The organism is Streptomyces callyspongiae, assembly GCF_047200695.1.
Taxonomy (GTDB): domain Bacteria; phylum Actinomycetota; class Actinomycetes; order Streptomycetales; family Streptomycetaceae; genus Streptomyces.
Window position 1 is genome coordinate 57,330 of the sequence record NZ_JBJZOM010000009.1, and the last position, 21,911, is coordinate 79,240.

At 71.7% G+C, this 21,911-nt stretch carries 16 protein-coding genes and 2 pseudogenes; 7 read left to right on the forward strand and 11 right to left on the reverse strand.

Features of this window, described 5'->3' with window-relative positions:
- Positions 1-181 precede the first annotated feature (181 nt).
- Positions 182-1,840, reverse strand: a pseudogene (locus tag ACL06G_RS10650) (enoyl-CoA hydratase-related protein); the annotation flags it as partial.
- Between the two features lie 305 nt (positions 1,841-2,145).
- On the opposite strand from ACL06G_RS10650, the gene ACL06G_RS10655 reads away from it, so the two are divergent.
- The 3 genes and pseudogenes from ACL06G_RS10655 to ACL06G_RS10665 form a co-directional block, all read left to right on the forward strand.
- The gene (locus ACL06G_RS10655) at positions 2,146-3,162 is read left to right on the forward strand and encodes a sigma-70 family RNA polymerase sigma factor (protein ID WP_412785729.1); all 1,017 of its coding nucleotides are present in this window, start codon (positions 2,146-2,148) and stop codon (positions 3,160-3,162) included.
- A 34-nt stretch (positions 3,163-3,196) separates the two neighbouring features.
- Positions 3,197-3,556, forward strand: a complete 360-nt coding sequence (locus ACL06G_RS10660) for an arsenate reductase family protein (RefSeq protein WP_412785728.1) — start codon at positions 3,197-3,199, stop codon at positions 3,554-3,556.
- A 232-nt stretch (positions 3,557-3,788) separates the two neighbouring features.
- Positions 3,789-3,899: pseudogene (locus tag ACL06G_RS10665) on the forward strand (LD-carboxypeptidase); the annotation flags it as partial.
- Here the strand turns inward: ACL06G_RS10665 and ACL06G_RS10670 are convergent.
- Both ACL06G_RS10670 and ACL06G_RS10675 read right to left on the reverse strand, forming a co-directional pair.
- Positions 3,883-4,854 carry a Gfo/Idh/MocA family protein gene (locus tag ACL06G_RS10670; RefSeq protein ID WP_412785727.1) on the reverse strand — a complete coding sequence of 324 codons (972 nt, stop codon included), beginning with the start codon at positions 4,852-4,854 and terminating at the stop codon, positions 3,883-3,885. The pseudogene ACL06G_RS10665 and the gene ACL06G_RS10670 sit on opposite strands and share 17 nt — an antisense overlap.
- A 124-nt stretch (positions 4,855-4,978) precedes the next feature.
- Complete coding sequence (locus tag ACL06G_RS10675; RefSeq protein WP_412785726.1) at positions 4,979-5,434, reverse strand: SPW repeat protein; 456 nt, start codon at positions 5,432-5,434, stop codon at positions 4,979-4,981.
- 368 nt (positions 5,435-5,802) lie between these two features.
- On the opposite strand from ACL06G_RS10675, the gene ACL06G_RS10680 reads away from it, so the two are divergent.
- Positions 5,803-6,528: a TetR/AcrR family transcriptional regulator gene (locus ACL06G_RS10680; RefSeq protein WP_412835773.1), complete on the forward strand. Its 726-nt coding sequence runs from the start codon at positions 5,803-5,805 to the stop codon at positions 6,526-6,528.
- A gap of 132 nt (positions 6,529-6,660) precedes the next feature.
- On the opposite strand, the gene ACL06G_RS10685 is transcribed toward ACL06G_RS10680, so the two are convergent.
- Positions 6,661-7,992 (reverse strand): alpha-amylase, encoded by a 1,332-nt coding sequence (locus ACL06G_RS10685; RefSeq protein WP_412785838.1) that lies wholly within the window; start codon positions 7,990-7,992, stop codon positions 6,661-6,663.
- Between the two features lie 362 nt (positions 7,993-8,354).
- On the opposite strand from ACL06G_RS10685, the gene ACL06G_RS10690 reads away from it, so the two are divergent.
- Complete coding sequence (locus tag ACL06G_RS10690; protein WP_412785724.1) at positions 8,355-9,341, forward strand: NAD-dependent epimerase/dehydratase family protein; 987 nt, start codon at positions 8,355-8,357, stop codon at positions 9,339-9,341.
- Positions 9,342-9,397: 56 nt separating this feature from the next.
- Here the strand turns inward: ACL06G_RS10690 and ACL06G_RS10695 are convergent, their stop codons facing one another.
- The 5 genes from ACL06G_RS10695 to ACL06G_RS10715 are packed head-to-tail and all read right to left on the reverse strand — an operon-like array spanning position 9,398 to position 15,234.
- The gene (locus ACL06G_RS10695) at positions 9,398-10,426 is read right to left on the reverse strand and encodes a LacI family DNA-binding transcriptional regulator (protein ID WP_412785723.1); all 1,029 of its coding nucleotides are present in this window, start codon (positions 10,424-10,426) and stop codon (positions 9,398-9,400) included.
- Entirely contained in the window at positions 10,411-12,039 is a 1,629-nt protein-coding gene (locus tag ACL06G_RS10700; RefSeq protein WP_412835774.1) for a glycoside hydrolase family 13 protein, read from the reverse strand. Before ACL06G_RS10700 ends, ACL06G_RS10695 begins: the two co-directional genes overlap by 16 nt.
- Before the next feature lie 47 nt (positions 12,040-12,086).
- Positions 12,087-12,917 carry a sugar ABC transporter permease gene (locus ACL06G_RS10705; protein WP_412835775.1) on the reverse strand — a complete coding sequence of 277 codons (831 nt, stop codon included), beginning with the start codon at positions 12,915-12,917 and terminating at the stop codon, positions 12,087-12,089.
- A gap of 2 nt (positions 12,918-12,919) precedes the next feature.
- Complete coding sequence (locus ACL06G_RS10710; protein WP_412785720.1) at positions 12,920-13,948, reverse strand: carbohydrate ABC transporter permease; 1,029 nt, start codon at positions 13,946-13,948, stop codon at positions 12,920-12,922.
- A 14-nt stretch (positions 13,949-13,962) separates the two neighbouring features.
- Positions 13,963-15,234, reverse strand: a complete 1,272-nt coding sequence (locus tag ACL06G_RS10715; RefSeq protein WP_412835776.1) for an extracellular solute-binding protein — start codon at positions 15,232-15,234, stop codon at positions 13,963-13,965.
- A 187-nt stretch (positions 15,235-15,421) separates the two neighbouring features.
- Here ACL06G_RS10715 and ACL06G_RS10720 point away from each other — a divergent pair, with 187 nt between their 5' ends.
- Both ACL06G_RS10720 and ACL06G_RS10725 read left to right on the forward strand, forming a co-directional pair.
- Entirely contained in the window at positions 15,422-16,480 is a 1,059-nt protein-coding gene (locus ACL06G_RS10720) for a LacI family DNA-binding transcriptional regulator (RefSeq protein ID WP_412835777.1), read from the forward strand.
- A 36-nt stretch (positions 16,481-16,516) separates the two neighbouring features.
- Entirely contained in the window at positions 16,517-17,449 is a 933-nt protein-coding gene (locus ACL06G_RS10725; protein WP_412785717.1) for a phosphatase PAP2 family protein, read from the forward strand.
- Here the strand turns inward: ACL06G_RS10725 and ACL06G_RS10730 are convergent.
- Positions 17,400-20,399 carry a bifunctional [glutamine synthetase] adenylyltransferase/[glutamine synthetase]-adenylyl-L-tyrosine phosphorylase gene (locus ACL06G_RS10730; RefSeq protein ID WP_412785716.1) on the reverse strand — a complete coding sequence of 1,000 codons (3,000 nt, stop codon included), beginning with the start codon at positions 20,397-20,399 and terminating at the stop codon, positions 17,400-17,402. The two genes, ACL06G_RS10725 and ACL06G_RS10730, sit on opposite strands and share 50 nt — an antisense overlap.
- Positions 20,400-20,469: 70 nt before the next feature.
- Positions 20,470-21,831, reverse strand: coding sequence for a gamma-glutamylpolyamine synthetase GlnA2 (gene glnA2 / locus ACL06G_RS10735; protein WP_412785715.1), 1,362 nt, complete (start codon positions 21,829-21,831; stop codon positions 20,470-20,472).
- Positions 21,832-21,911 lie beyond the last annotated feature (80 nt).

Genomic DNA, 21,911 nt, shown 5'->3' on the forward strand with positions numbered 1-21,911 from the left:
TGACGCGGTCCGTCGCGGGGTCGACGGCCGCTTCGGCCTCGGGATGCCACCAGGGGGTGTCGCCCGTCGTCGGTTCCGTGCTCGCCATCGGCGGTCCTTCCTTCCGTGGTGCGGTCGCGTGCGGTCGGAGGCGTCGTTCGGGGAGGGTGTCGGGGAAGCGGGGCCGCGGTGCGTCCACGGGGGGAGGCTCCTTGCGCACGAAGGCCCGGCGCAGCCGGTGGTAGGGGGCTTCGGGGTCGGTGAAGACCGCTCGCATGCGGGCCAGTTCCTCCTGGCGGTGGGCGGCGAGCGGGTGCCGCGCCTCGCGCGCCTCCAGGGCGGCCTTCTTCCCCGCGATCCGCCGCTGCGTCCCGGGGTCGGTGGCGAGATCGGCGGCGCGTGCGGCGACCTCCTCGCGGAACCGCTGCGGAACGCACGCCACGAGCCGGTCCACCAGACCGAGGCGCTGCCCGGTCGCGGCGCTCACCGGGAGGGCGCGTTCCGTGAGGGACCGTGCGGTCTCTGCGCCCACGCGCCGGGGCAGCGTCGCCGTCCAGTACTCGGAGCCCGGGAGCCCCATCAAGCGGTAGTGGGGGTTGAGGACCACACCGGTGCGGCACCACACCTCGTCGGCCGCGATCGCCAGCATCGCTCCCCCGGCCGCCGCGTTGCCGCCGAGTGCGGCGACGGTGAGCCGGTCCGTCGTGGTGAGCACCGCTTCGACCAGGTCGTTCATGGCGACGATGGTGTCCCAGGACTCGGCGGCCGGGTCGGCCGCGGCCTCGATGACGCCGAGATGGATGCCGTTGCAGAAGAAGTCGCGGGTGCCGCCGAGCACCAGAACGGATGTGGGGCGGCTGCACGCGTACCGGTAGGCGTGCAGCAGCCGGCGGCAGTGGACGGCCGACAGCGCACCGCCGGGCAGGGTGAACTCCAGGAAGCCGACGCTCCCGGTCTCCCGGTAGCGGAACGGCGTCCAGGCGCGCGGGTCGGTGTCCGGGGACGGCGGCAGGTCCGCCGCGGGCAGCCGGGGCAGCAGGGAGCCGAGTGCGGTGGTCGCCGGGAGGGCGATGCCGCGACGGCCGTCGGTCCGGCGTTCCCGCAGGACCGGCAGCCACACCGCGCCGTCGGTGGTGGCGCGGCACACCGCGCCGTCGCGGGTGGCCAGCAGCTCGCCCGGGCGTCCGCGCAGGTCCGGCTCGGGGTGCCCGCCGTGGAGGAACCACTCCCCGCCCAGTAGTTCGTCGCGTACGCCGGGCTGGGAGTCGGCGGCGCGCAGTGCGCGGAGCACCGTCGCGGTGCTGTCGTGCCGCCAGTCGATGCACCGGTCCGCCTGCCGCAGGGCCGGACGGGTGCGGATGCGGACATCGGGAGCGGTGGCGTGCTGCGTCTGCGGCGTGTGGCGGCCCGAGGCGTACCGGTCGACGGCGCGCAGCACGGCGGCGAGGGCGGCGTCGGCGACCTCGCCGCGGTACAGGTCGCTCTTCCCTGCCGGGGGCAGCGCGCACGGTTCCCACGCCCACACCGGTCCTGCGTCCATCTCCTCCTCGGCCTGGAGCACGGTCACGCCCCAGGTGCCGGCTCCCTCGCCCACGGCCCGGTCGAGCGAGGACGGACCGCGGTCCCCCGGAGGTCCGGGGTGGACGACGAGGCAGGTGTGCGCACGCCACACGTCCCGGGGGATGGCGGTGCGGAGCATGGGCGCGAGCACGAGGTCCGGTGCGTGGCGGTGCACGGCGGCGCGGATCGCGGCACCGTCGGCGACGGGCTCCACCGCTGCCCGGTGGCCCCTGTCGCAGAGTTCCGCGAAGACGCGCTGGGTCAGGCTGTTGAACGCCGTCGCCACCAGCAGGATGCGCATCGTGACCCTCCCGGTGGTCGCGCACTGCCCGGGAGGCCTCCGGTCCCGGTTCCGTGGCGACCCTGCCCCGAGAGGCCCGCGCCCTCCCGGAGGGCCCGCCGCGGGTCACCCGATCGCGGGGCGGCGGTACCGCCGTCGGGCTGTACGAGACGCCGCCGTTGCGGAGCGGGGCGGAAGGGCGGACGGTGGGAGGAGGGGAAGGGGGCGAGGGCCCGGGGGTGTTCCGCGGAGCGCTTGTCGGTGGCGGGTGCCAGGATGACGGCATCTCCCGGAGTTCTCGGGGTTCGGCGTCGGAGAGGGCGTGGATGATGGCAGGCGGTTCGGCGGTCGAGGATTTCCCGGCGCTCACGAATCCGTTCCGGCGGGAGCTGTTGGCGCACTGCTACCGGATGCTGGGCTCGGTGCACGAGGCGGAGGATCTGGTGCAGGAGACCTATCTGCGGGCCTGGCGGGCGTACGAGAAGTTCGAGGGCCGCTCCTCGTTGCGGACGTGGCTGCACCGGATCGCGACGAACACCTGCCTGGACGCGTTGGAGAGCCGCGGCAGGCGGCCGCTGCCGACGGGGCTGGGGGCGCCGAACGCTGACCCGTCGGACGAGCTGGTGGAGCAGCACGAGGTGCCGTGGCTCGAACCCGTCCCGGACGCCATGGTGGGCGCGGACGGTGCCGACCCGGCGGCCATCGTGACCTCGCGGGAGAGCATCCGGCTGGCCTTCGTCGCCGCCCTGCAGCATCTGCCGCCGCGGCAGCGGGCGGTACTGCTGCTCTGCGAGGTGCTGAGGTGGAAGGCCGCGGAGGCGGCCGACCTGCTGGGCACCAGCACCGCCTCGGTGAACAGCGCCCTGCAGCGTGCACGCGCGCAGTTGGGCCGGGTGGCGCCGTCCGAGAACGCGGTGACCGAGCCGGAGGATGCCGGGCAGCGGGAACTGCTGGACCGCTACGTCGCGGCGTTCGAGAAGAAGGACATGGCGGCGATCGTCGGCCTCTTCACCGAGGACGCGGTCTGGGAGATGCCGCCGTTCACCGGCTGGTACCGGGGACCGGAGGACATCGGCGTGCTGATCGACACCCGGTGCCCCGGCGGTCCCGACGACATGCGGCTGGTGCCGATCGCGCTCAACGGCCGGCCCGCGTTCGGCCTCTACATGCGCGGGGAGGACCGCCGGTTCCTGCCCTTCAACATGGTGGCGCTGACGCTGTCGGGCTCGCGGGTGTCGCACGCGGTCGCGTTCTTCGACCGGCGGCTGTTCGCCACCTTCGGCCTCCCCGACCACCTGCCCGCCGACACCGGGCCGGCGCAGAGGCGCTTCGCCCGGTCCTGAGGGGCGCCGGGGCGGTCCGGATACGCTGCCCGGCATGGAGATCTGGATCAATCCGGCCTGCTCGAAGTGCCGCAGTGCGCTTGGGCTGCTCGACGCGGCGGGCGTGGAGTACACCGTCCGCCGCTATCTCGACGACCCGCCGTCCGAGGCGGAAGTGCGTTCCGTGCTGGACCGGCTCGGGCTGGAACCGTGGGACATCACGCGCCTCCAGGAGGCGGCGGCGAAGGACCTCGGCATGAAGGACTGGCCCCGCAACGACGGCGCACGCGACCGGTGGGTCGCGGCGCTGGCAGAGCACCCGAAGCTCCTCCAGCGCCCGATCATCACCGCCGGGGACGGCTCGGCCGTGGTGGCCCGCACCGAGGAAGCGGTCGAGGACGCCCTGTCCCGCTGACGCTCGGGGCCCCGGTGGGCGGGCGGCCGCGGGGCCCGGCCGTGACGGAATGCGGGTGCATCTGCGGTGCGGGACCAGTAGCGTCCCGGGCATGTCAGCCACCGCGCCCCTGTATCCGCCCAAACCGGTACCGGGCGACCGTGTCGCGGTCGTCTCGCCGTCCGGTGGCCTGCCCGAAGTCTCGCCGCTGCCCTACGAGCTGGGGCTGCGGCGGCTTCGCGAGGACTTCGGGCTGGCGGTCTTCGACGTGGACCTGGGCCACACCGACCCGCAGCAGGTGATCCCGTACGGCGGCCGGGTGCGGGTGGACGGCATCGCCGGAAGGGTCACCGTCCGGTACTGACGGGGCGGGCGCCGGCGGCACGGCCGGGGGTGTCGAGCTCGGCCTCGGCGCGGGCGAGGATCTCGGTGACCCGGCGTCCCATGTGCACGTCGCAGTCGTGCGGCACCCCGGTGCGCGCCGCGTCCCGCAGGGCGTCGACGGCGTTCGCGAACGCCTCGGTGGGCGGTGCGTCCCGCTCCGGGAGGGTGGCGACGCCTGCGGGCCCGCGCACCTCGGCGGTGACTCCGGCGGCCTCGGGCGGCACGGTGTGGCTGACGGAGACGGTGCTGGAGGCACCGCCCTCGTGGCGCAGTGTCAGGTGGACGGTGTCGCCGGGGCCCGCCGCGGCGGCGACCTCCGTGACGTCGCCGAGTACCGGGAGGAGGACGGAGAGCGCGTGCGGGCCGACATCCCACAGCGCACCCTTCTCCTGACGCCAGGGTGAGGCGGAGTACGGCGAGTCGGCGCCGCCGAAGACGGGTGAGAGCCAGTCGGCACGGCCCAGCAGCCAGCCGTCCGCGGCGGCGCGGGCGTCGATCCAGTCTGCGGTGGCGGTGGCGAAGCGCAGGGTGAAGAAGACGACGGACGCCACCCGGTTCCGTTCGGCGGCGTCCGCGATGTGGGCGGCCGCCCGCGGTTCGGTGGCGACGGGCTTGTCGAGCAGCAGGTGGCAGCCGGCCTCCGCGGCGCGTACGGCGAGCGGCGCCTGGACGTCCGGGGGCAGGGCGACGGCCACGGCGTCGCAGTCGTCCAGCAGCGCGTCGACCTCGTCGTAGCGCCGGGTGCCGAACCGCTCGGCCAAGACGTCCGCGGCCTCGGCGCGACGGCCCCAGACGCCGACGAACTCGACGTCCGGGTGCGCCCGCAGTGCGGGCGCGTGGGTGGAGGCCGCCCACGGCCCGGTGCCGAGCAGGCCGAAGCGGAGGGGACCGGCGTCCGGGGAGGGGTGGCGCGCTGCGTCGCTGCGGTGTGGCATGCCGCCACCCTAGAACGGGGGGCGCGCATCCGATCCTGGGCGGGGTCGGCACGGACGTCGTCCGGCGCGTCACCTCTCGGGCGGTGACGCGCCGGACGGGTCCTCCTCAGTCGGTACGGTTGCCTCAGCCGGAAGACGCCGAAGCTTTCTTCCGAGCACTCCTCACGGACGCGCCTGTCCCCAGAAGTCCCAGTACGAAGGTGAGGCCGCCGATGATGCAGTTGCTCACGATGATGCTCGCGGTGGGACCGCTGCCCACCACCCAGGTCGAGATGATCACCCACACACCCACCAGGCTCATCGCCAGGCTCAGGCCGGCCATGCGCTCCGGCCTCGCGGTGAATCCGAGGGCGAGCAGCCCGATCGCGATGCCCACGACGAGCGCGTGCACGGTGAGCGCGGGCTGCGTGGTCGTGTAGTCGACCACCCAGGGGGACACCGCGAGGTAGAGGCCGACCAGGAAGATCGGACCGTCCACCAGGGCCACGTCCCGCCCGTGGAGCATTCGGGAGTAGCGTTCCCGCATCTCCATCGCGTCGGGGTGACCCGTTATGTCACCCCGGTGAGACACGTCGGCCATGTGACTCGCCTCCTGTTCTGTGCGCAAGTCCGACCGCGCTGTCATCCAGTCGCACGGCACTTCTCTGCATGCCGCGTCTTCATTGTGCGCGCACAGAAGCCGCATCGGTAGGCATATCGGATAAATAGAGCATAAGGATTTTCCGGGTCACTGCCGACACCATCCGGCGCCGTCGGACGGAAGGGCCGAGCAGGGCAGCCGTCCGTCCCGAAAACCGCCGAGCGACGGCACCCGACGACCGAAAGGACCGGCCCGTGCACCGTCGGTGACACCGGGGCCGGTGCGGCACTCCCCTGCGGGCTCCGCGGGCGCCGGGCGGCCTGACGGAACATCAGTCAACCGGAGGGGCGCCGCCTAGGCTGAGGGGCATGACCACTCCCCCGACCACCCGTGCCCGCCGAAGAATGGGCGTCGAGGAACGACGAAGACAGCTGACGGCGGTGGCACTGGAGTTGTTCAGCCGCAACCCTCCGGACGATGTCTCCATCGACGACATCGCGAGCGCCGCCGGGATCTCCCGCCCGCTGGTCTACCACTACTTCCCGGGGAAGCAGAGCCTGTACGAAGCGGCCGTCAGCATCGCGGCCCGGGAGCTCGCCTCCCGCTTCGTCGAGCCGCGGGAAGGACCGCTGAGCAGGCGTCTGCTGCGGGTGATGCACCGCTACTTCGACTTCGTCGCCGACCACGGGCCGGGTTTCTCCGCCCTTCTCCGCGGCGGCTCCACCGTGGGCTCGCCGCAGGCAGGCGCGGTGATCGACGAGGTGCGGCAGACCGCCCAGGACGAGGTCCTGGCCCAGCTCGCCGCCGACGCACCGGGCCCGCAACTGCGGCTGGTGGTGCGTTCCTGGGTGGGGCTGGCCGAGACGACGGCGCTGGCCTGGCTGGAGGAACGCTCGCTGCCGCGCCGGGCGCTGGAGACCCAACTGGTGCACGAATTCATGGCACTGGCGGCGGTGACCGCGGTGCACGACGAGGAGACGGCCGAGGTGGTCCGCGGCATCGTCGACAGCGAGCCCCACGACGGGCCGCTCGGCGATCTCGTCTCCGGGCTGCTCGCCCTGCTGCCGCACCCCCTCGGGATGCCGCGCACCTGACCTCCGCCGCGTACCGACCACGGGCGGGCCCTCACGCGGACCGGAAGGCGGGCCGGAAGGCGGAGCGGAAGTGCGCCGACCGCCCGGCGAGGACGTGCATCGCCGGGCGGTCCGGGAACGGGCGGACCTGCCTCAGCAGCTGCGGGCGCCGGTGTGCAGGGCCAGCGCGGTGTTCGGGCCGAGGGTTGCGGTGAACCACCCGTCGCCGTCGACCGTCACCGTCGTACCGCTCTGCACGTCGCAGTACGTGCCCCCGGGGAGCGCGGTGTCGTAGGACCGGCTCACCGAGGAACTCTCGTGGTTGATCACCACATAGCCCTTGCTGCCGCGCCCGAAGGCGATCAGGTCGTTGCCGTTGTCCCACCAGCCGGTCACCGGCTCACCCCGGGTGGTGTTGCGGAAGGCCACCATGGACTCGATCTCCGGCCAGGCGTGCTGGCACTTCCAGCCGTCCTGCCAGCAGGCGTCCACGCGGCCGCCGTTGGGAGGTCCGGCGTCCTTGTCGGACCACTCGTAGCCGGAGTTGATGTCGGGTGCGCCGTAGGGCCAGGAGAGCATGAACACGTTGGCCAGGGTGTAGTTCGCCCCGCTCCGGTAGTTCAGGGTCTCACCGTTGCGCTCGGTGTCGTGGTTGTCCACGAACACCCCTGCCGAGCCGTCGGGCAGGTAGCCCCAGTCCTCGCCGAAGTTGTTCAGGTAGGCGAGCTTCTCGTTCTCGAAGACGCGCTTGAGGTCCCTGGCGTACTGGAACTCCTGGACATCGCCGACGCCGGTGTACTCCTCCGGGGTGATGGGCTCGCCGGCCGCCCTGATCACCTCCTGCTTCAGGTAGGCGTTCGGGTCGCTCAGCCGGGCCTTGATCTGCGACAGATCACCGGCCGGTATGTGCTTGGCAGCATCGATGCGGAAGCCGTCGACGCCGAGCGAGAGCAGGTCGTTCAGGTAGGCGGCGATGCGGTCCCGGACGTAGGACTCCCCCGTGTCCAGATCGGCGAGGCCCAGCAGTTCGCAGTGCTGCACCTGCCAGCGGTCGGTGTAGTCGGAGATGTCGGACCGGCAGTCGTCCATGTCGGCCCCGGAATAGGTACCGGGATAGTCGTAGTGCGTGTACGACGAGCCGCCGGTGCCGGTGCCGGAACCGGCGGTCATGTGGTTGACGACGGAATCGACGACGACCTTCACGCCCGCGCCGTGGCAGGCGTCCACCATGTTCGCGAACTGTGCGCGGTCGCCCAGCCGTCCGGCGATCCGGTAGCTGACCGGCTGGTAGGAGGTCCACCACTGGCTGCCCCGGATGTGTTCCTGCGGCGGCGAGACCTGCACGAAGCCGTAGCCGGCAGGGCCGAGGGTGTCGGTGCACTCATGGGCGATCGAGTCGAAGTCCCACTCGAAGAGGACGGCGGTGACGTCCTCGGCACCCGGGGGTGAGGCCTGTGCCGCAGGCGCGGGCGCGAGGGTCAGCATGCCGGCGAGGGTCGCGGCGGCCGTCGTCAGCGCCGCGAAAGTCCGTTTTCTGGCCACGTTGGCTCCTGGAGAGGAAGCGGATGCGGGTGGGGCCTCGGACCACGCGCCACAGCCCGTGAGGCCGTTGCCGGGGCGACGTTCGTCGACCCGGCCCGGCCGGCCGAGCGCGTGGACCCCGACGAGGAGCCCCGGCCGACCGGGCCGGACGGAACGAGAACGTAACAGCTTGCTGAAAGTTGCGGAAGTCCTTGCGCACGGGCGCCCGTCGCGACCATGCCGTTCATCGGCTGCCCGTGCCCGCCCGCGTTCCGCTCTCCGCGAAGCGTCCACGCACGGGCAGGTGCTCCTGCTCGAATTCGGCCATGGACGTCCTGGTTCTCGGTGGAACAGCCTGGGTGGGGCGCGAGGTGTCGCGGCAGGCGCTTGCCCGCGGCCACCGCGTGACGTGCCTCGCCCGTGGCGAGAGCGGCACCGTCGCCGACGGCGCGGAACTGATCGTCGCGGACCGCAGCGCCCCGGCGGCCTACGAACCGGTGCGCCGTCGGGAATGGGACGCCGTCATCGAGGTGTCGTGGCAACCGGGCTTCGTGCGGGAGGCGCTCGAGGCACTCGGCACCCGGGCCCGGCACTGGACCTACCTCTCCTCGATCAACGCCTACGCTGCGCACGCGGCCCCCGAGGCCGACGAGTCGGCCGCCCTGCTGCCGCCGACCGATCTCCCGACGGTGGACCGGTCCTCGTACGGCGGCGCGAAGGTGGCTTGCGAGGACGCGTCCCGCGCTGCCGTGAACGGCCGTCTCCTCGTCGCCCGTGCGGGCCTCATCGGCGGCCCCGGGGACGGCAGCGGCCGTTCCGGCTACTGGGTCGCCCGCGCCGCCCGCGCACCCGAAGAACCGTTGCTGGTGCCCGGCACACCCGCCGCGCCGACCCAGACCGTCGACGTGCGGGATCTCGTGACGTGGCTGATCGACGCGGCGGAGGGTTCGCTCACCGGCACCTACGACGCCGTGGGCCCCACGCTCGCCTTCCAGGACTGGATCGCCCTCTCCCGTGCGGTGGGCGGTCACACCGGTCCTGTGGTCGCCGCACCCTCGCAGTGGCTCCTGGAACAGGGCGTGGCGCAGTACATGGGCCACGAGTCCCTGCCGATGTGGCTGGTGAAGCCGGGCTGGGAGGGGTGGTCCGCCCGGTCCGGGGCTGCGGCCCGCGCCGCCGGTCTCCACCACCGGCCCCGTGCGGAGCTGCTCCGCGACACCCTGGCCTGGGAGCGCACGGAGGGCCTCGACCGGATCCGGCGTGCCGGCCTCAGCGCCCCTCGCGAGGAGGTGTTGCTCGGCGCGCTCCGCTGACGGCGGGCCCGCGGCACACCGGACCGCGGCACGCCCTCCGCTCCGACGCCGAAATGTCAGACGGCCGGAGCCGCACCGGTGGAGCCGCGGACCACGAGCTCGGGCTGGAAGACGAACTCGGTGCGCTGCACCGGATTGCCGCCGATCTCCTCCAGCAGGGTGTGGACGGCGGCGTTGGCCATGGACCGCACCGGCTGGCGGACAGTGGTGAGCGGCGGATCGGTGAAGGCGTTGAGTCGGGAGTCGTCGTAGCCGACGACCGAAACCTCGCGGGGCACCTGCAGCCCGCGCTGCCGCGCCGCCCGTACCACGCCCAGCGCCATCAGGTCGCTGCCGCAGACGATGCCCGTGCACCCCTGGTCGAGCAGCGCACCGGCCGCCGCGTGTCCCCCCTCGACGGTGAACAGGGTGTGCTGGACGTGCCCTTCCACTCCGTCGGCCCCGGCGACGGCCCGGGTGAACCCCTCCGTCTTGCGCAGCGAGGGGACGAACCGGGCCGGGCCCACCGCGAGGCCCACGCGCCGGTGCCCCAGCTCGGCGAGGTGCTGCACGGCCATGCGCGCGGCGGCCCGGTCGTCCGGCGAGACGAAGGGGGCGCTCACCCGCTCGTTGTACCCGTTGATCAGGACGTGCGGCACGCCACGGCCGGTGAGCCGGGCGTAGCGTTCGGGATCTGCGGAGAGGTCGGCGTGCAGCCCGGAGAGGAAGATGATGCCGGACACTCCGCGCTCGACCAGTTGGTCGACCAGTTCGTCCTCCGTCACTCCGCCGGGCATCTGGGTGCCCAGGACCGGCGTGTAGCCGTAGCCGCTGAGTGCCTGCTCGATGACCTGGGCGAAGGCGGGGAAGATCGGGTTGGTGAGTTCCGGGATCACCAACCCGACCAGCCCGGCGCTGCGTCGGCGCAGCCGTACCGGTCGTTCGTAGCCGAGGACGTCCAGCGCGGCCAGCACCCGCTGCCGGGTGGCCGCCGCGACGCCGGACTTGCCGTTGAGCACGCGGCTGACAGTGGCCTCGCTGACGTTCGCCTGCACGGCCAGGTCCGCGAGGCGGGCCGTCGGGAGCGTGGTCACGAGGTCGTCCACCAGACGGTGGTGTCCCCCGGCAGCAGGGTGCCGGCGGACTCGGTGGTCCTGCTGGAGAGCAGGGCTCGCCCCGGCGCGGCGGGCAGGTCCACCGCGTCCTCGGTGGTGTTCGCGGTGCACACGAAGCTGCCCCGCCGGAACGCCAGCACCCCCTCCGGAGCGGGCAGCCACTGCACGGCGTCGCCCGCGCCCAGGTCGGGGTGGTCGTGCCGCACCCGCAGGGCGCGGCGGTACAGCTCCAGCGTCGACTCCGGGTCGCCGGTCTGCGCCTCGACGCTCAGGTCCGCCCAGCCCCGCGGCTGCGGGAGCCAGGCGCCGCCCCCGCCGAAGCCGTACGACGCGCCTCCCGCGGTCCACGGCAACGGCACACGGCAGCCGTCGCGGAGGCCCTTCTGGCCGTCGGCCTTGAAGAAGGAAGGGTCCTGCCGCACCTCGTCCGGCAGGTCCTCCACCTCGGGCAGTCCGAGCTCCTCGCCCTGGTAGACGTACGCCGATCCGGGCAGCGCGAGCATCAGCAGGGTCGCGGCGTGTGCGCGGTCGAGTCCGCCGCCCAGCCGGGTGCGGTGCCGCACCACGTCGTGGTTGGAGAGCACCCAGGTGGTCGCGGCGCCGACGGGTCGCATGGCGTCCAGGGACTCGTCGATGACGCGGCGCAGTTGCCCCGCGTCCCAGTCGGCGCCCAGGTAGTGGAAGTTGAACGCCTGGTGGAGCTCGTCGGGACGCAGGTAGAGCGCGGTGCGGTCGGCGCTGGGCGTCCAGGCCTCGGCGACGCCGATGCGGTCGCCGCCGTACTCCTCGAGAATCGCCCGCCAGTCGCGGTAGATCTCGTGCACGCCGTCCTGGTCGAAGAACGGGAGCACCTGGCTGCCGAGGAGTTCGAGCTGCCCGCCGCGGCCCATGTCGGGCAGGCCCTCGGCCTTGACCATGCCGTGCGCCACGTCGATGCGGAAGCCGTCCACGCCCATGTCGAGCCAGAAGCGGAGCACGGTGCGGAACTCGTCCCGGACGGCCGGGCACTCCCAGTTGAAGTCGGGCTGTTCGGGGGCGAACAGGTGGAGGTACCACTCGCCGGGCGTGCCGTCGGGGTTGCTGGTGCGGGTCCAGGCGGGGCCGCCGAAGACGGACTCCCAGTCGTTCGGGGGTTCCTCGCCGTGGGCGCCCTTGCCGGGGCGGAAGTGGTAGCGGTCGCGCAGCGGCGAGCCGGGCCCCTCGCACAGGGCCCGCCGGAACCATGCGTGCTGGTCGGAGGAGTGGTTGGGCACCAGGTCGACGATGACGCGCAGACCGAGACCGTGGGCGTCGCGGATGAGCGTCTCGGCATCGGCCAGTTCGCCGAACATGGGGTCGATGACGCGGTAGTCGGAGACGTCGTACCCGGCGTCGGCCTGCGGCGAGGCGTAGAAGGGGCTGAGCCAGACGGCGTCGACGCCGAGCTCCGCAAGGTAGGGCAGGCGCTGCCGTATGCCGGCGAGGTCCCCCATGCCGTCGCCGTTCCCGTCGGCGAAGGAGCGCGGGTACACCTGGTAGATGACGGCGTCGCGCCACCAGCCGGTCTCGGCGCCGGGCGCACCGCCGGTGGGGGTGGTCGTCGTGGCCGGTGAAAGCTGGGTCATGTCTTCCCTGGGTTCGAAAGCGTGGTCCGGGGGCGGAGCGGGGGGGTTCAGGACTTCACCGCTCCGGCGGTCATCCCCGAGACGAGGTAGCGCTGCGCGAAGCCGAAGACCAGCGCTGCGGGCACGGCGATCACGACGGCGGCGGCGGTCATCGAACCCCAGTCGGAGCCGTACTGGTTGACGAAGGTCTGCAGGCCGCCGGCCAGCGTCATGTTCTCCTCGCCGGTCATGAAGGCCGTCGCGTAGGCGACCTCGGCCCAGGCGGTGACGAAGGTGTAGAAGCCGGTGACCGCGAGGCCGGGCTTGGCCAGCGGCATGATGAGGCGCCAGAACGTGCCGAACGGTGAGAGGCCGTCGACCCTGCCCGACTCGTCGATCGACGTCGGCACGGTGTCGAAGAAGCCCTTCATCATCCACGCGCAGAACGGTACGGCGATGGTCAGGTAGGTGATGACCAGGCCGACCGGCTGGTTGAGCAGCCCGAGGTTCCCGAGAGTGTTGTAGAGCGGCACGATGAGCACCGCCATGGGGAACATCTGCGTGATGAGCAGCGTCCACATCAGCGGCCGCAGGCCGGGGAAGCGGAAGCGGCTCAGGGCGTAGCCGGTGGTGGAGGCGATGAGCACGCCGATGAGCGTCGTGCCGAGGACGACGAGCAGCGAGTTGCCGAACCAGTCGAGGAAGTGGGTCCCGGCGATCACGTGCCGGTAGTTCTCGAGGGTGAAGTCCTCCACCAGCGCGGTGGTGAAGGCGGCGCTCTTCGGTTTGAAGGACGTCACCAGCAGCCAGAGCGGGGGGAACAGGGCGATCACGGTGCCCAGCAGCAGCGCGGCGTGCAGGCCGACGGAGGCGAGCGGGCTCCTGTTGTGGGTGCGCATGCTCACCACACCTCTCCCTGCCTGCGGAGCGTACGGCGGTAGAGGACGGTGAACAGCGAGAGCAGCAGGAGGATGAGGACGCCCCAGGCCGCGGAGGTCGCGAAGTCGCGCGGGCTGTTCATGAAGGAGAGCCGGTAGGCGTAGGTCACCAGGATCTCGGTCGAGTCGCCCGGGCCGCCCCTCGTGAGGAGGAAGATCACGGGGAACATGTTGAAGGTCCAGATGGTGCTGAGCAGCACGACGGTGGTGCTGACGGAGCGTACGCCGGGGAGCGTGATGTGGGTGAAGCGCTGCCAGGCGTTGGCGCCGTCCATCTCGGCCGCCTCGTACAGCTCGCCGGGAATGGACTGGAGCGCGCCCAGCATGGCGACGATCATGAAGGGCACGCCGAGCCAGACGTTGACGGCGATGACGGACAGCTTGGCCCAGGTCGGATCCGACAGCCAGGGCAGGGCGTCGACGCCTCCGCCCTGCAGGATCCGGTTGAGGATGCCGTACCTCTCGTTGTAGAGCATGCGCCAGGCGAAGACCGACACGAAGGCCGGCACGCCCCAGGGGACGATCATGGCGATGCGGTAGAAGGTGCGGCCCCTCACCTTCCGGTTCAGCAGGTTGGCGAGGGTCAGGCCCAGCAGGAAGGTGACGCCGACGCACCCGACGGTCCACACCAGGGTCCAGCCGAGGCGGTCCCAGAAGACACTGCCGGACAGGATGTCGGCGTAGTTGTCCAGGCCGACGAACTCGTAGGTGGCCGGAATGGTGTTGACACCGATATGGCGCTCCACATTGGCGTCGTCGGCGTTGGTGAGCGACAGGTACAGGCCCCGGGCCAGCGGGTAGCCGATGATCACCGTGATGACGGTGACCACCGGCGCAATCATGGCCCAGGCGTACCAGTGCCGTGCCGCGGCACGGCGCAGCGGCCCGGGGGCGCTCCCGGGGTTGTTCGTCCCGGTCCCGCGGCTGCGGTCGCGGGCGGAGTCCTCTCCGCCCGCGACCTTCACCACCGACCGGCCGGTTTCCACAGCCATGAGTGGTTCAGCCTCTACTTGTAGTCCTCGAGCAGTTCGGCGTACTCGTCGCCGATCTTCTGTCCTGCGGCCTTCGGTGCGGTGTCACCGAAGAGCACCTTGTTCATCTGGACGCGGATGGGCTCGAAGAGCGAGTTGGCCTCGGGGATCCACGGACGCTGATGGGCCTTGTCCACGGCCGGCTTGAAGAACTGGACCATCTCGTCCTTCTGGACGGACGGCTCCTGGTAGACCGACACACGGGTGGGGAGCAGGCTGAGCTCCTCGGTGGTGCGCTGCTGGACCTCGGCCGAGCTCATGTAGGCGGCGAAGGCGTAGGACGCGTCGAGGTTCTCGGAGCCGGCGTAGACGGAGAGGTTCCAGCCGCCCTGCGGCGCTCCCTGCGTCTCACCGTTGCCGGGGACCGCGGCCACACCGAGGTTGCCGGGGTCGGAGAACGCCTTCCCCTCAAGGGCACCCGCGATGTCCCAGGGACCGTCGATCATCATGGCGACGTCGCCGTCCTGGAAGCTCTTCAGGCCGTTGTCCTGGCCGCCGGTGGCATCGCTGATCGCGGCCCCGGAGTCCAGCAGGTCCTTCATCGTGGCGAAGGCACGGGCGGCGCCGCCGTCGTCGACGGTGATCTTCTTGTTCTCGGCGTCGACCATGTCGCCGCCCTCGCCGTAGAGGTAGGGCAGGAACCAGTACGGGTCGTCGCCGCGCAGGTAGAACCCCTCGGCGTCGGTCTTCCGCCGGACGGTCAGGGAGGCCTTCTTCAACTCGTCGAAGGTCGTCGGCACCTCGACGCCGGCCTCGTCGAGGAGCTTCTCGTTGTAGAAGAGGCCGAGGGTGTCGGTGACCTGCGGCACCGCGTAGGTCTTCCCCTCGAACCGGGTGCTGCCGACCGGGGCATCGAGGTAGTCGCCGGTGTCCTTCAGGGCCGGGGTGTCGTCGAGCGGCGCGAGGTAGCCGAGATTGGCGAAGTCGGCGACCCAGGCGACCTCGGTGCGCATCACGTCGGGGGCACCGCCGGAGTTGCTGCCGGCCGCGTTCTTGAACTTGGCGTTGGCGTCACCGAAGTTGACGTGGACGTACTCCACATCCACCTTCGGGTGCTTCTTCTCGAAGTCCTCGGCGATCTTCTTGTAGACGCCCTTCTCGGCATCGTTGGAGGTGTCCCAGTAGGTGACGGTGCCGGAGATCTCCCCGTCCGCACCCTTCGTGTCGTCGCTGTCGCTCCCGCCGCAAGCCGTTGCCGCAAGCGCGAGCACCGCGACCAGCGCAGTGGCCCCTATGCCACGCCGCATGTCGTTCCTCCCTGCATGGATGTCCCGGCCGCCTGCAGCGGCCGCCGGCTGCGGAGGAACGTAACAGCGTGCAAGTCCTTGCGAAAGAGTTTGCGACACTTTTCCGCAAGTCGTGATGCGCCGGAGACCTGCGGCGCTCCGGGAGCCTCCTGGGCAGGGTGCGGCACGGCCGGTAGAGTGCGGACGCGTGACCGCACGCCTCGCCGACATCGCAGCCCATGCGGGTGTCAGCGAGGCTACGGTCAGCCGGGTGCTCAACGGCAGGCCGGGCGTGTCCTCCGCCACCCGCGAGACCGTCCTCGCCGCCCTCGACGTGCTCGGCTACGAGCGACCGGTCCGGCTCCGGCAGCGCAGCGCCGGGCTGGTGGGGCTGATCACGCCCGAACTGGAGAACCCGATCTTCCCCGCCTTCGCGCAGGTGATCGCACAGGCTCTGACACGTCAGGGGTACACCCCGGTCCTCGCCACCCAGACTCCGGGCGGCTCCACCGAGGACGAGCTCACGGAGATGCTCGTGGAACGCGGCGTCGCCGGCATCGTGTTCGTCTCGGGGCTGCATGCCGACACCTCGGCCGACCCGCAGCGGTACGAGCGGCTGCGCGGCCAGGGCGTGCCGTTCGTCCTCATCAACGGTTTCTGCCCCGAGGTGCGGGCCCCGTTCGTCTCCCCCGACGACCGGGCGGCGATGCGACTCGCCGTCACCCACCTGACGTCGCTGGGGCATCGCTCGATCGGGCTGGCACTCGGTCCTCGGCGGTTCGTCCCGGTGCAGCGGAAGACGGAGGGCTTTCTCCGCGCGGTCGAGGAACGGATCGGGCTGTCGAGCGGGGACGCCGAGCGCCTCGTGGAGCACTCGTTGTTCACCGTGGAGGGCGGCCAGGCCGCAGCTTCGGCACTGCTCGACCGCGGCTGCACCGCGGTGGTGTGCGCAGGCGACATGATGGCGCTCGGCGCCATCCGGGCCGCGCGGGAACGCGGCGCCCGGGTTCCCACGGACGTTTCGGTGATCGGCTTCGACGACTCTCCGCTCATCGCCTTCACCGACCCGCCGCTGACCACCGTCAGGCAACCCGTCCAGGCGATGGGCCAGGCCGCGGTGCGTGCGCTGCTGGAGGAGATCGAGGGGACGCCGGCGCCCCACAGCGAGTTCGTCTTCCTTCCCGAACTGGTGGTACGCGGCTCGACCGCGGCGGCGCCCTCCTCCTCGGGCAGGAGCGAAAGGCACGACGACCCGCCCGGGGGATGATCGACGAAGGGGGCGTTTCTGGCAGACTGTCGTTGCATGGGGGCACCGTCAACAAAGATCAATGACCTCGGCCCGTCGGCCGCAACGACGTCCACCGGTGACAGACGCACCACCGGTCCGCCCGAGGAGAAGCAGGGATCCGTCCGTCGGCAACGCGCCCCCCGAAGTCCCCGGTTCTGGTTCGAGATCGCGCTCATCGCGGTCAGCTACTTCACGTACTCCCTCATCCGCAACGCGGTGCCCGAGCAGCGAGCTGCCGCCCTGCGCCACGCAGACTGGGTGTGGCAGGCCGAGCACGCGCTGGGCATCGCGGTGGAGCGGACCGTCAACCACGCGGCGAACGGTGTGACGTGGCTGATCGTCTCCATGAACTACTACTACGCGACCCTGCACTTCGTGGTGACGATCGGCGTGCTGGTGTGGCTCTTCCGCAAGCATCCCGGCCGGTACGGGGCGACCCGGACCGTCATCTTCGCCACGACGGGCGTGGCCCTGGTGGGCTACTATCTCTTCCCCCTCGCCCCGCCGCGGCTCATGGACGGCGGTTTCATCGACACCGTCCGGGTGCACGGGACATGGGGCTCGATGGCCTCCGGCAACCTGGCGGACATGTCCAACCAGTACGCGGCGATGCCCTCGATGCACATCGGCTGGTCCGTGTGGTGCGGGGTCACGATCGCCGTGCTGGCGAGGCCCGTGTGGGCCCGGGTGCTGGGCGCGCTGTACCCGGTGGCGACCCTGGCGGTGATCGTGGGAACCGCCAACCACTTCTGGCTGGACGCGCTCGGCGGCATATTGTGCCTGGGCTTCGGCTACGGTCTCGCCTACGCCTGGTACGGCGGCTCCCCCCACAGCATGCCGCGCCGCGTCGCCGGGGCCCCGGTGGCGAAGCCGCTCCCCTCCCGGAACCGACCCGCGCTCACTCGCCGTAGAACAGCCGCTCCATCACGGCGCGGGCCCTGCGTGTGACACGCCGGTAGTCGTCGAGCATCTCGCCGGTGCCGCCCTCGTAGCCCAGGTAGCGTCCGACGGCACCGAGTTCCCGGGGGTCGGAGGGGAAGGTGTCCGAGGGGCGTCCGCGCACCAGCATGCCCGCATTCCGCACCCGGGTGGCCAGCAGCCAGGCCTCGTCGAGGACCGCGGCGTCCTCCCTCTCCACCAGGCCGGCGTCGCGGGCGGCGGTCAGTGCTTCCCGGGTGCGGGTGGTGCGCAGCGCCGACCGCTCGCCGGCATGACGGAGCTGCAGCAACTGCACGGTCCACTCCACGTCGGACAGTCCACCGCGGCCGAGCTTGGTGTGCGTCGTCGGGTCGGCGCCGCGCGGCAGCCGCTCCGCCTCCATACGGGCCTTGAGTCGCCGGATCTCCCGTTCCGCGTCGGACGCGAGTCCTTCCTCCGGGTACCGCAGCGGATCGACCAGCTCGATGAACCGGCGTCCGAGGTCCGCATCGCCCGCCACCGGCTCGGCGCGGAGCAGCGCCTGGCTCTCCCAGGTCAGCGACCAGCGCCGGTAGTAGGTGGCGTAGGAGGCGAGTGAGCGCACCAGCGGGCCGGTCTTGCCCTCGGGCCGCAGGTCGGCGTCGACCAGCAGGGGCGGGTCGGTGGAGGGGAGCTGCAGCAGCCGCCGCATCTCGTTGGCCACCGCGAAGGCCGCCTGGGACGCCTCCTCGTCCGCGACTCCTTCCCGCGGCTCGTGGACGAACAGCACGTCGGCGTCCGAACCGTAGCCCAGTTCCCTGCCGCCGAAGCGCCCCATGCCGATGACGGCGAAGCGCGTCGGGAGCTCGTCCCCCCAGCGGGCGCGCACGGCGGCGCGCAGGGCCCCCGCCAGTGTGGCGGCATTCAGGTCGGACAGCGCCAGGCCCACCCGGTCCACGGCCTGCCCGCGGTCCTCGACCACGGGCGCCTCCTCCGTGCCGTAGGCGCCGATGATGTCGGCCGCGGCCGTGCGGAACAGCTCGCGCCGCCGCACGCCGCGGGCTGCCGCGACGGCCTGCTCGGGGTCGTCCGCCCGGTTCACGGCGGCGAGCACCTCCTGCGTCAGCGCCTCGCGGCCGCGGGGTTCGAGGCGTTCCGGGGAGGCGAGCAGCGCGACCGCCTCCGGGGCCCGCATGAGGAGGTCGGGTGCCATGCGGCCCGCGGAGAGCACCCGGGCCAGGTTCTCGGCCGCAGCACCCTCGTCCCGCAGCAGCCTGAGGTACCACGGGGTCTGCCCCAGAGCGTCGGAGACCTGCCGGAATCCCAGGAGTCCGGCGTCGGGGTCGGCGGAGTCGGCGAACCAGCCGAGCAGCACCGGCAGCAGGGTCCGCTGGATGGCGGCCTTTCTGCTCACGCCGCTGGCCAGCGCCTCCAGATGCCGCAGCGCCGCGCCCGGGTCGGCGTATCCCAGGGCTTCCAGGCGCTGGGTCGCGGCCCGGGTGGACAGCCGGATCTCGCCCGGCGCGAGCTGGGCCACGGCGTCCAGCAGCGGCCGGTAGAAGAGCTTCTCGTGCAGGCGCCGCACGGAGGCCGCGTGTCGCCGCCAGGCCGTGTCGAGTTCGCTGACCGGCTCGGTCCGGAAGCCCATCGAGCGGCCGAGCCGACGCCGGTCGGCCTCGTCCTCGGGCATCAGGTGCGTGCGGCGCATCCGGTGCAACTGGATGCGGTGCTCCATGGTGCGCAGGAACCGGTACGAGGCGTCGAGTGCGGCGGCGTCCCGCCGTCCGACGTATCCGCCGGTGGCGAGCGCGTCCAGGGCGTCCAGCGTGGTGGAGCTGCGCAGGCTGCGGTCCGAGCGGCCGTGCACGAGCTGGAGCAGCTGGACGGCGAACTCGACGTCCCGCAGGCCGCCCGGCCCCAGCTTGAGCTCCCGGTCCAGATGCGCGGCAGGGATGGCGGCCTCCACGCGGCGGCGCATCTGCTGCACGTCGGGCACGAAGTTCTCCCTGTCGGCAGCCTGCCAGACCATCGGCTCGACGGCTTCGCAGTATTCCTCGCCCAGCGCCCTGTCCCCCGCCACCGGCCGGGCCTTGAGGAGCGCCTGGAATTCCCACGTCTTGGCCCAGCGCTGGTAGTAGGCGAGGTGGCTGGAGAGCGTGCGGACGAGCGGGCCGTTGCGGCCCTCCGGGCGGAGGTTGGCGTCGACGGGCCAGATGGTGCCCTCGTTGGTGGTGTCGGAGCAGATGCGCATCATGCGGGAAGCCAGGCGGGTGGCGGCCTGGAGCGCCTTGTCCTCGTTCCCGTCGGCCGGCTCGGCCACGAACACCACGTCGACGTCGGAGACGTAGTTCAGCTCCCGGCCGCCGCACTTGCCCAGGCCGATCACGGCGAGGCGGCAGGCGGCCGCGTCCGAGGGCTCCTCGCGTGCGGCGATGTCGAGTGCCGCCCGGAGCGTCGCGGTGGCCAGGTCGGCGAGTTCCGCGGCGGTCTCGGCGAGTCCGGTGGTGCCGCACACGTCGCGTGCGGCCACCGACAGCAGGCAGCGCCGGTAGGCGACGCGCAGCCCGTCCGGGTCGGTGACCCCGGCCATCTCCTGCTCGAACTCCGGCAGCCCGGGGTGGAGGTCGGCTGCCTCGTAGGTGACGAGTGCCTCCCACTCCTGCGGGTGCCCGGTCAGGTGGTCGCCGAGTGCCTCGGACGCGCCGAGCACGCCGAGCAGCCGGTCGCGCAGCGGCTTGGCCGTGAGGAGGGTGTCGAGCAGTGTGCGGGCGCCGTTGCCGTCGCCCCCGTGCGCGTCGAGCCTCTCCACCAGCCGCACCAGGCTGCGGAGCGCCTGGTCGGGATCGGCCGTGGCGGCCAGTGCGTCCAGGAACAGCGTGTCGTCGCGTACCGGAGCCATCTCCGGTACGTCCAGGAACCGCCCGGCGGTCGTCGGGTCGGTGAACCCGCGCCGGAGCAGTCGTCCGAACCGGGTGTCGCGCCGGCCGCCCTGCGTCGTCACTGCACTCCGCCCTTCCGTCGTCCGTCCTGCAACGTCGCCGGCCGGCCTCTCACGACACGGGGACCCACTGCTACAGCACCGGGAGGGACTTGCGGAGCTCGAAGGCCGTGACCTCCGACCGGTACTCCTCCCACTCCTGCTTCTTGTTGCGGAGGAAGAAGTCGAACACGTGCTCCCCGAGAGTCTCCGCGACGAGTTCGCTGCGTTCCATCAGGGCGATCGCCTCACCGAGGTTCTGCGGCAGCGGCTCGATGCCCATCGCGCGCCGCTCCGCGTCCGACAGCGCCCAGACGTCGTCGTCGGCACCCTCGGGAAGGTCGTACCCCTCCTCGACGCCCTTGAGTCCGGCTGCCAGGAGCACCGCGTACGCCAGGTAGGGGTTGGCGCCGGAGTCGAGCGACCGCACCTCGATGCGGGTGGACCCCGTCTTCCCCGGCTTGTACATCGGCACCCGGATCAGTGCGGACCGGTTGTTGTGGCCCCAGCAGATGTACGACGGGGATTCGCCGCCCTCGCCGGCGGTGCGCTGCGCGCCGCCCCAGATCCTTTTGTACGAGTTCACCCACTGGTTCGTCACGGCGGAGACGTCACCCGCGTGACGCAGTAGTCCGGCGATGAACGAGCGGCCCACCTTGGACAGTTGGTACGGCGCACCGGATTCGTAGAAGGCGTTGCGGTCGCCCTCGAACAGCGACAGGTGGGTGTGCATGCCCGAGCCCGGGTACTCCGAGAACGGCTTGGGCATGAACGTCGCCTGCACGCCCTGCTCCAGCGCGACCTGCTTCATGACCAGGCGGAAGGTCATGATGTTGTCGGCCGTGGACAGCGCGTCCGCGTACCTGAGGTCGATCTCCTGCTGGCCGGGCGCGCCTTCGTGGTGGGAGAACTCCACGGAGATGCCCATGTTCTCGAGCATGGTGATGGCCTGGCGGCGGAAGTCGTGCCCCACGTGCTGCGGCGTGTGGTCGAAGTAGCCGGAGGAGTCCGCGGGGACCGGCCGCCGGCCGTCCACGGGCTTGTCCTTGAGGAGGAAGAACTCGATCTCCGGGTGGGTGTAGAAGGTGAAGCCGAGGTCCGAGGCCCTCGCCAGGGTGCGCTTGAGCACGTAGCGCGGATCGGCGTACGAGGAGGAGCCGTCCGGCATGAGGATGTCGCAGAACATGCGCGCCGTGCCCGGTGCCTCGGCGCGCCACGGGAGGATCTGGAAGGTCCCCGGATCGGGCTTGGCGATCATGTCCGACTCGTAGACGCGTGCGAAGCCCTCGATGGCGGAACCGTCGAACCCGATCCCCTCGTCGAAAGCCTGCTCGAGTTCCGCCGGGGCGACCGCCACGGACTTCAGGAAGCCGAGGACGTCCGTGAACCAGAGGCGGACGAACCGGATGTCACGCTCCTCGAGCGTGCGGAGCACGAATTCCTGCTGCTTGTCCATAGCCACCCATCCTCGCTGTTCAGAGCCCTTCCTGCGCCGCCGGCAACACCGGGTACCACGATCATCCCACCACAGTGTTT

Coding starts and splice junctions, on each gene's coding strand:
- ACL06G_RS10655 (WP_412785729.1), top strand. CDS start 2,146: ATGATGGCAGGCGGTTCGGCGGTCGAGGATTTCCCGGCGCTCACGAAT.
- ACL06G_RS10660 (WP_412785728.1), top strand. CDS start 3,197: ATGGAGATCTGGATCAATCCGGCCTGCTCGAAGTGCCGCAGTGCGCTT.
- ACL06G_RS10670 (WP_412785727.1), bottom strand. CDS start 4,854: ATGCCACACCGCAGCGACGCAGCGCGCCACCCCTCCCCGGACGCCGGT.
- ACL06G_RS10675 (WP_412785726.1), bottom strand. CDS start 5,434: ATGGCCGACGTGTCTCACCGGGGTGACATAACGGGTCACCCCGACGCG.
- ACL06G_RS10680 (WP_412835773.1), top strand. CDS start 5,803: ATGACCACTCCCCCGACCACCCGTGCCCGCCGAAGAATGGGCGTCGAG.
- ACL06G_RS10685 (WP_412785838.1), bottom strand. CDS start 7,992: ATGCTGACCCTCGCGCCCGCGCCTGCGGCACAGGCCTCACCCCCGGGT.
- ACL06G_RS10690 (WP_412785724.1), top strand. CDS start 8,355: ATGGACGTCCTGGTTCTCGGTGGAACAGCCTGGGTGGGGCGCGAGGTG.
- ACL06G_RS10700 (WP_412835774.1), bottom strand. CDS start 12,039: ATGACCCAGCTTTCACCGGCCACGACGACCACCCCCACCGGCGGTGCG.
- ACL06G_RS10705 (WP_412835775.1), bottom strand. CDS start 12,917: ATGCGCACCCACAACAGGAGCCCGCTCGCCTCCGTCGGCCTGCACGCC.
- ACL06G_RS10710 (WP_412785720.1), bottom strand. CDS start 13,948: ATGGCTGTGGAAACCGGCCGGTCGGTGGTGAAGGTCGCGGGCGGAGAG.
- ACL06G_RS10715 (WP_412835776.1), bottom strand. CDS start 15,234: ATGCGGCGTGGCATAGGGGCCACTGCGCTGGTCGCGGTGCTCGCGCTT.
- ACL06G_RS10725 (WP_412785717.1), top strand. CDS start 16,517: ATGGGGGCACCGTCAACAAAGATCAATGACCTCGGCCCGTCGGCCGCA.
- glnA2 (WP_412785715.1), bottom strand. CDS start 21,831: ATGGACAAGCAGCAGGAATTCGTGCTCCGCACGCTCGAGGAGCGTGAC.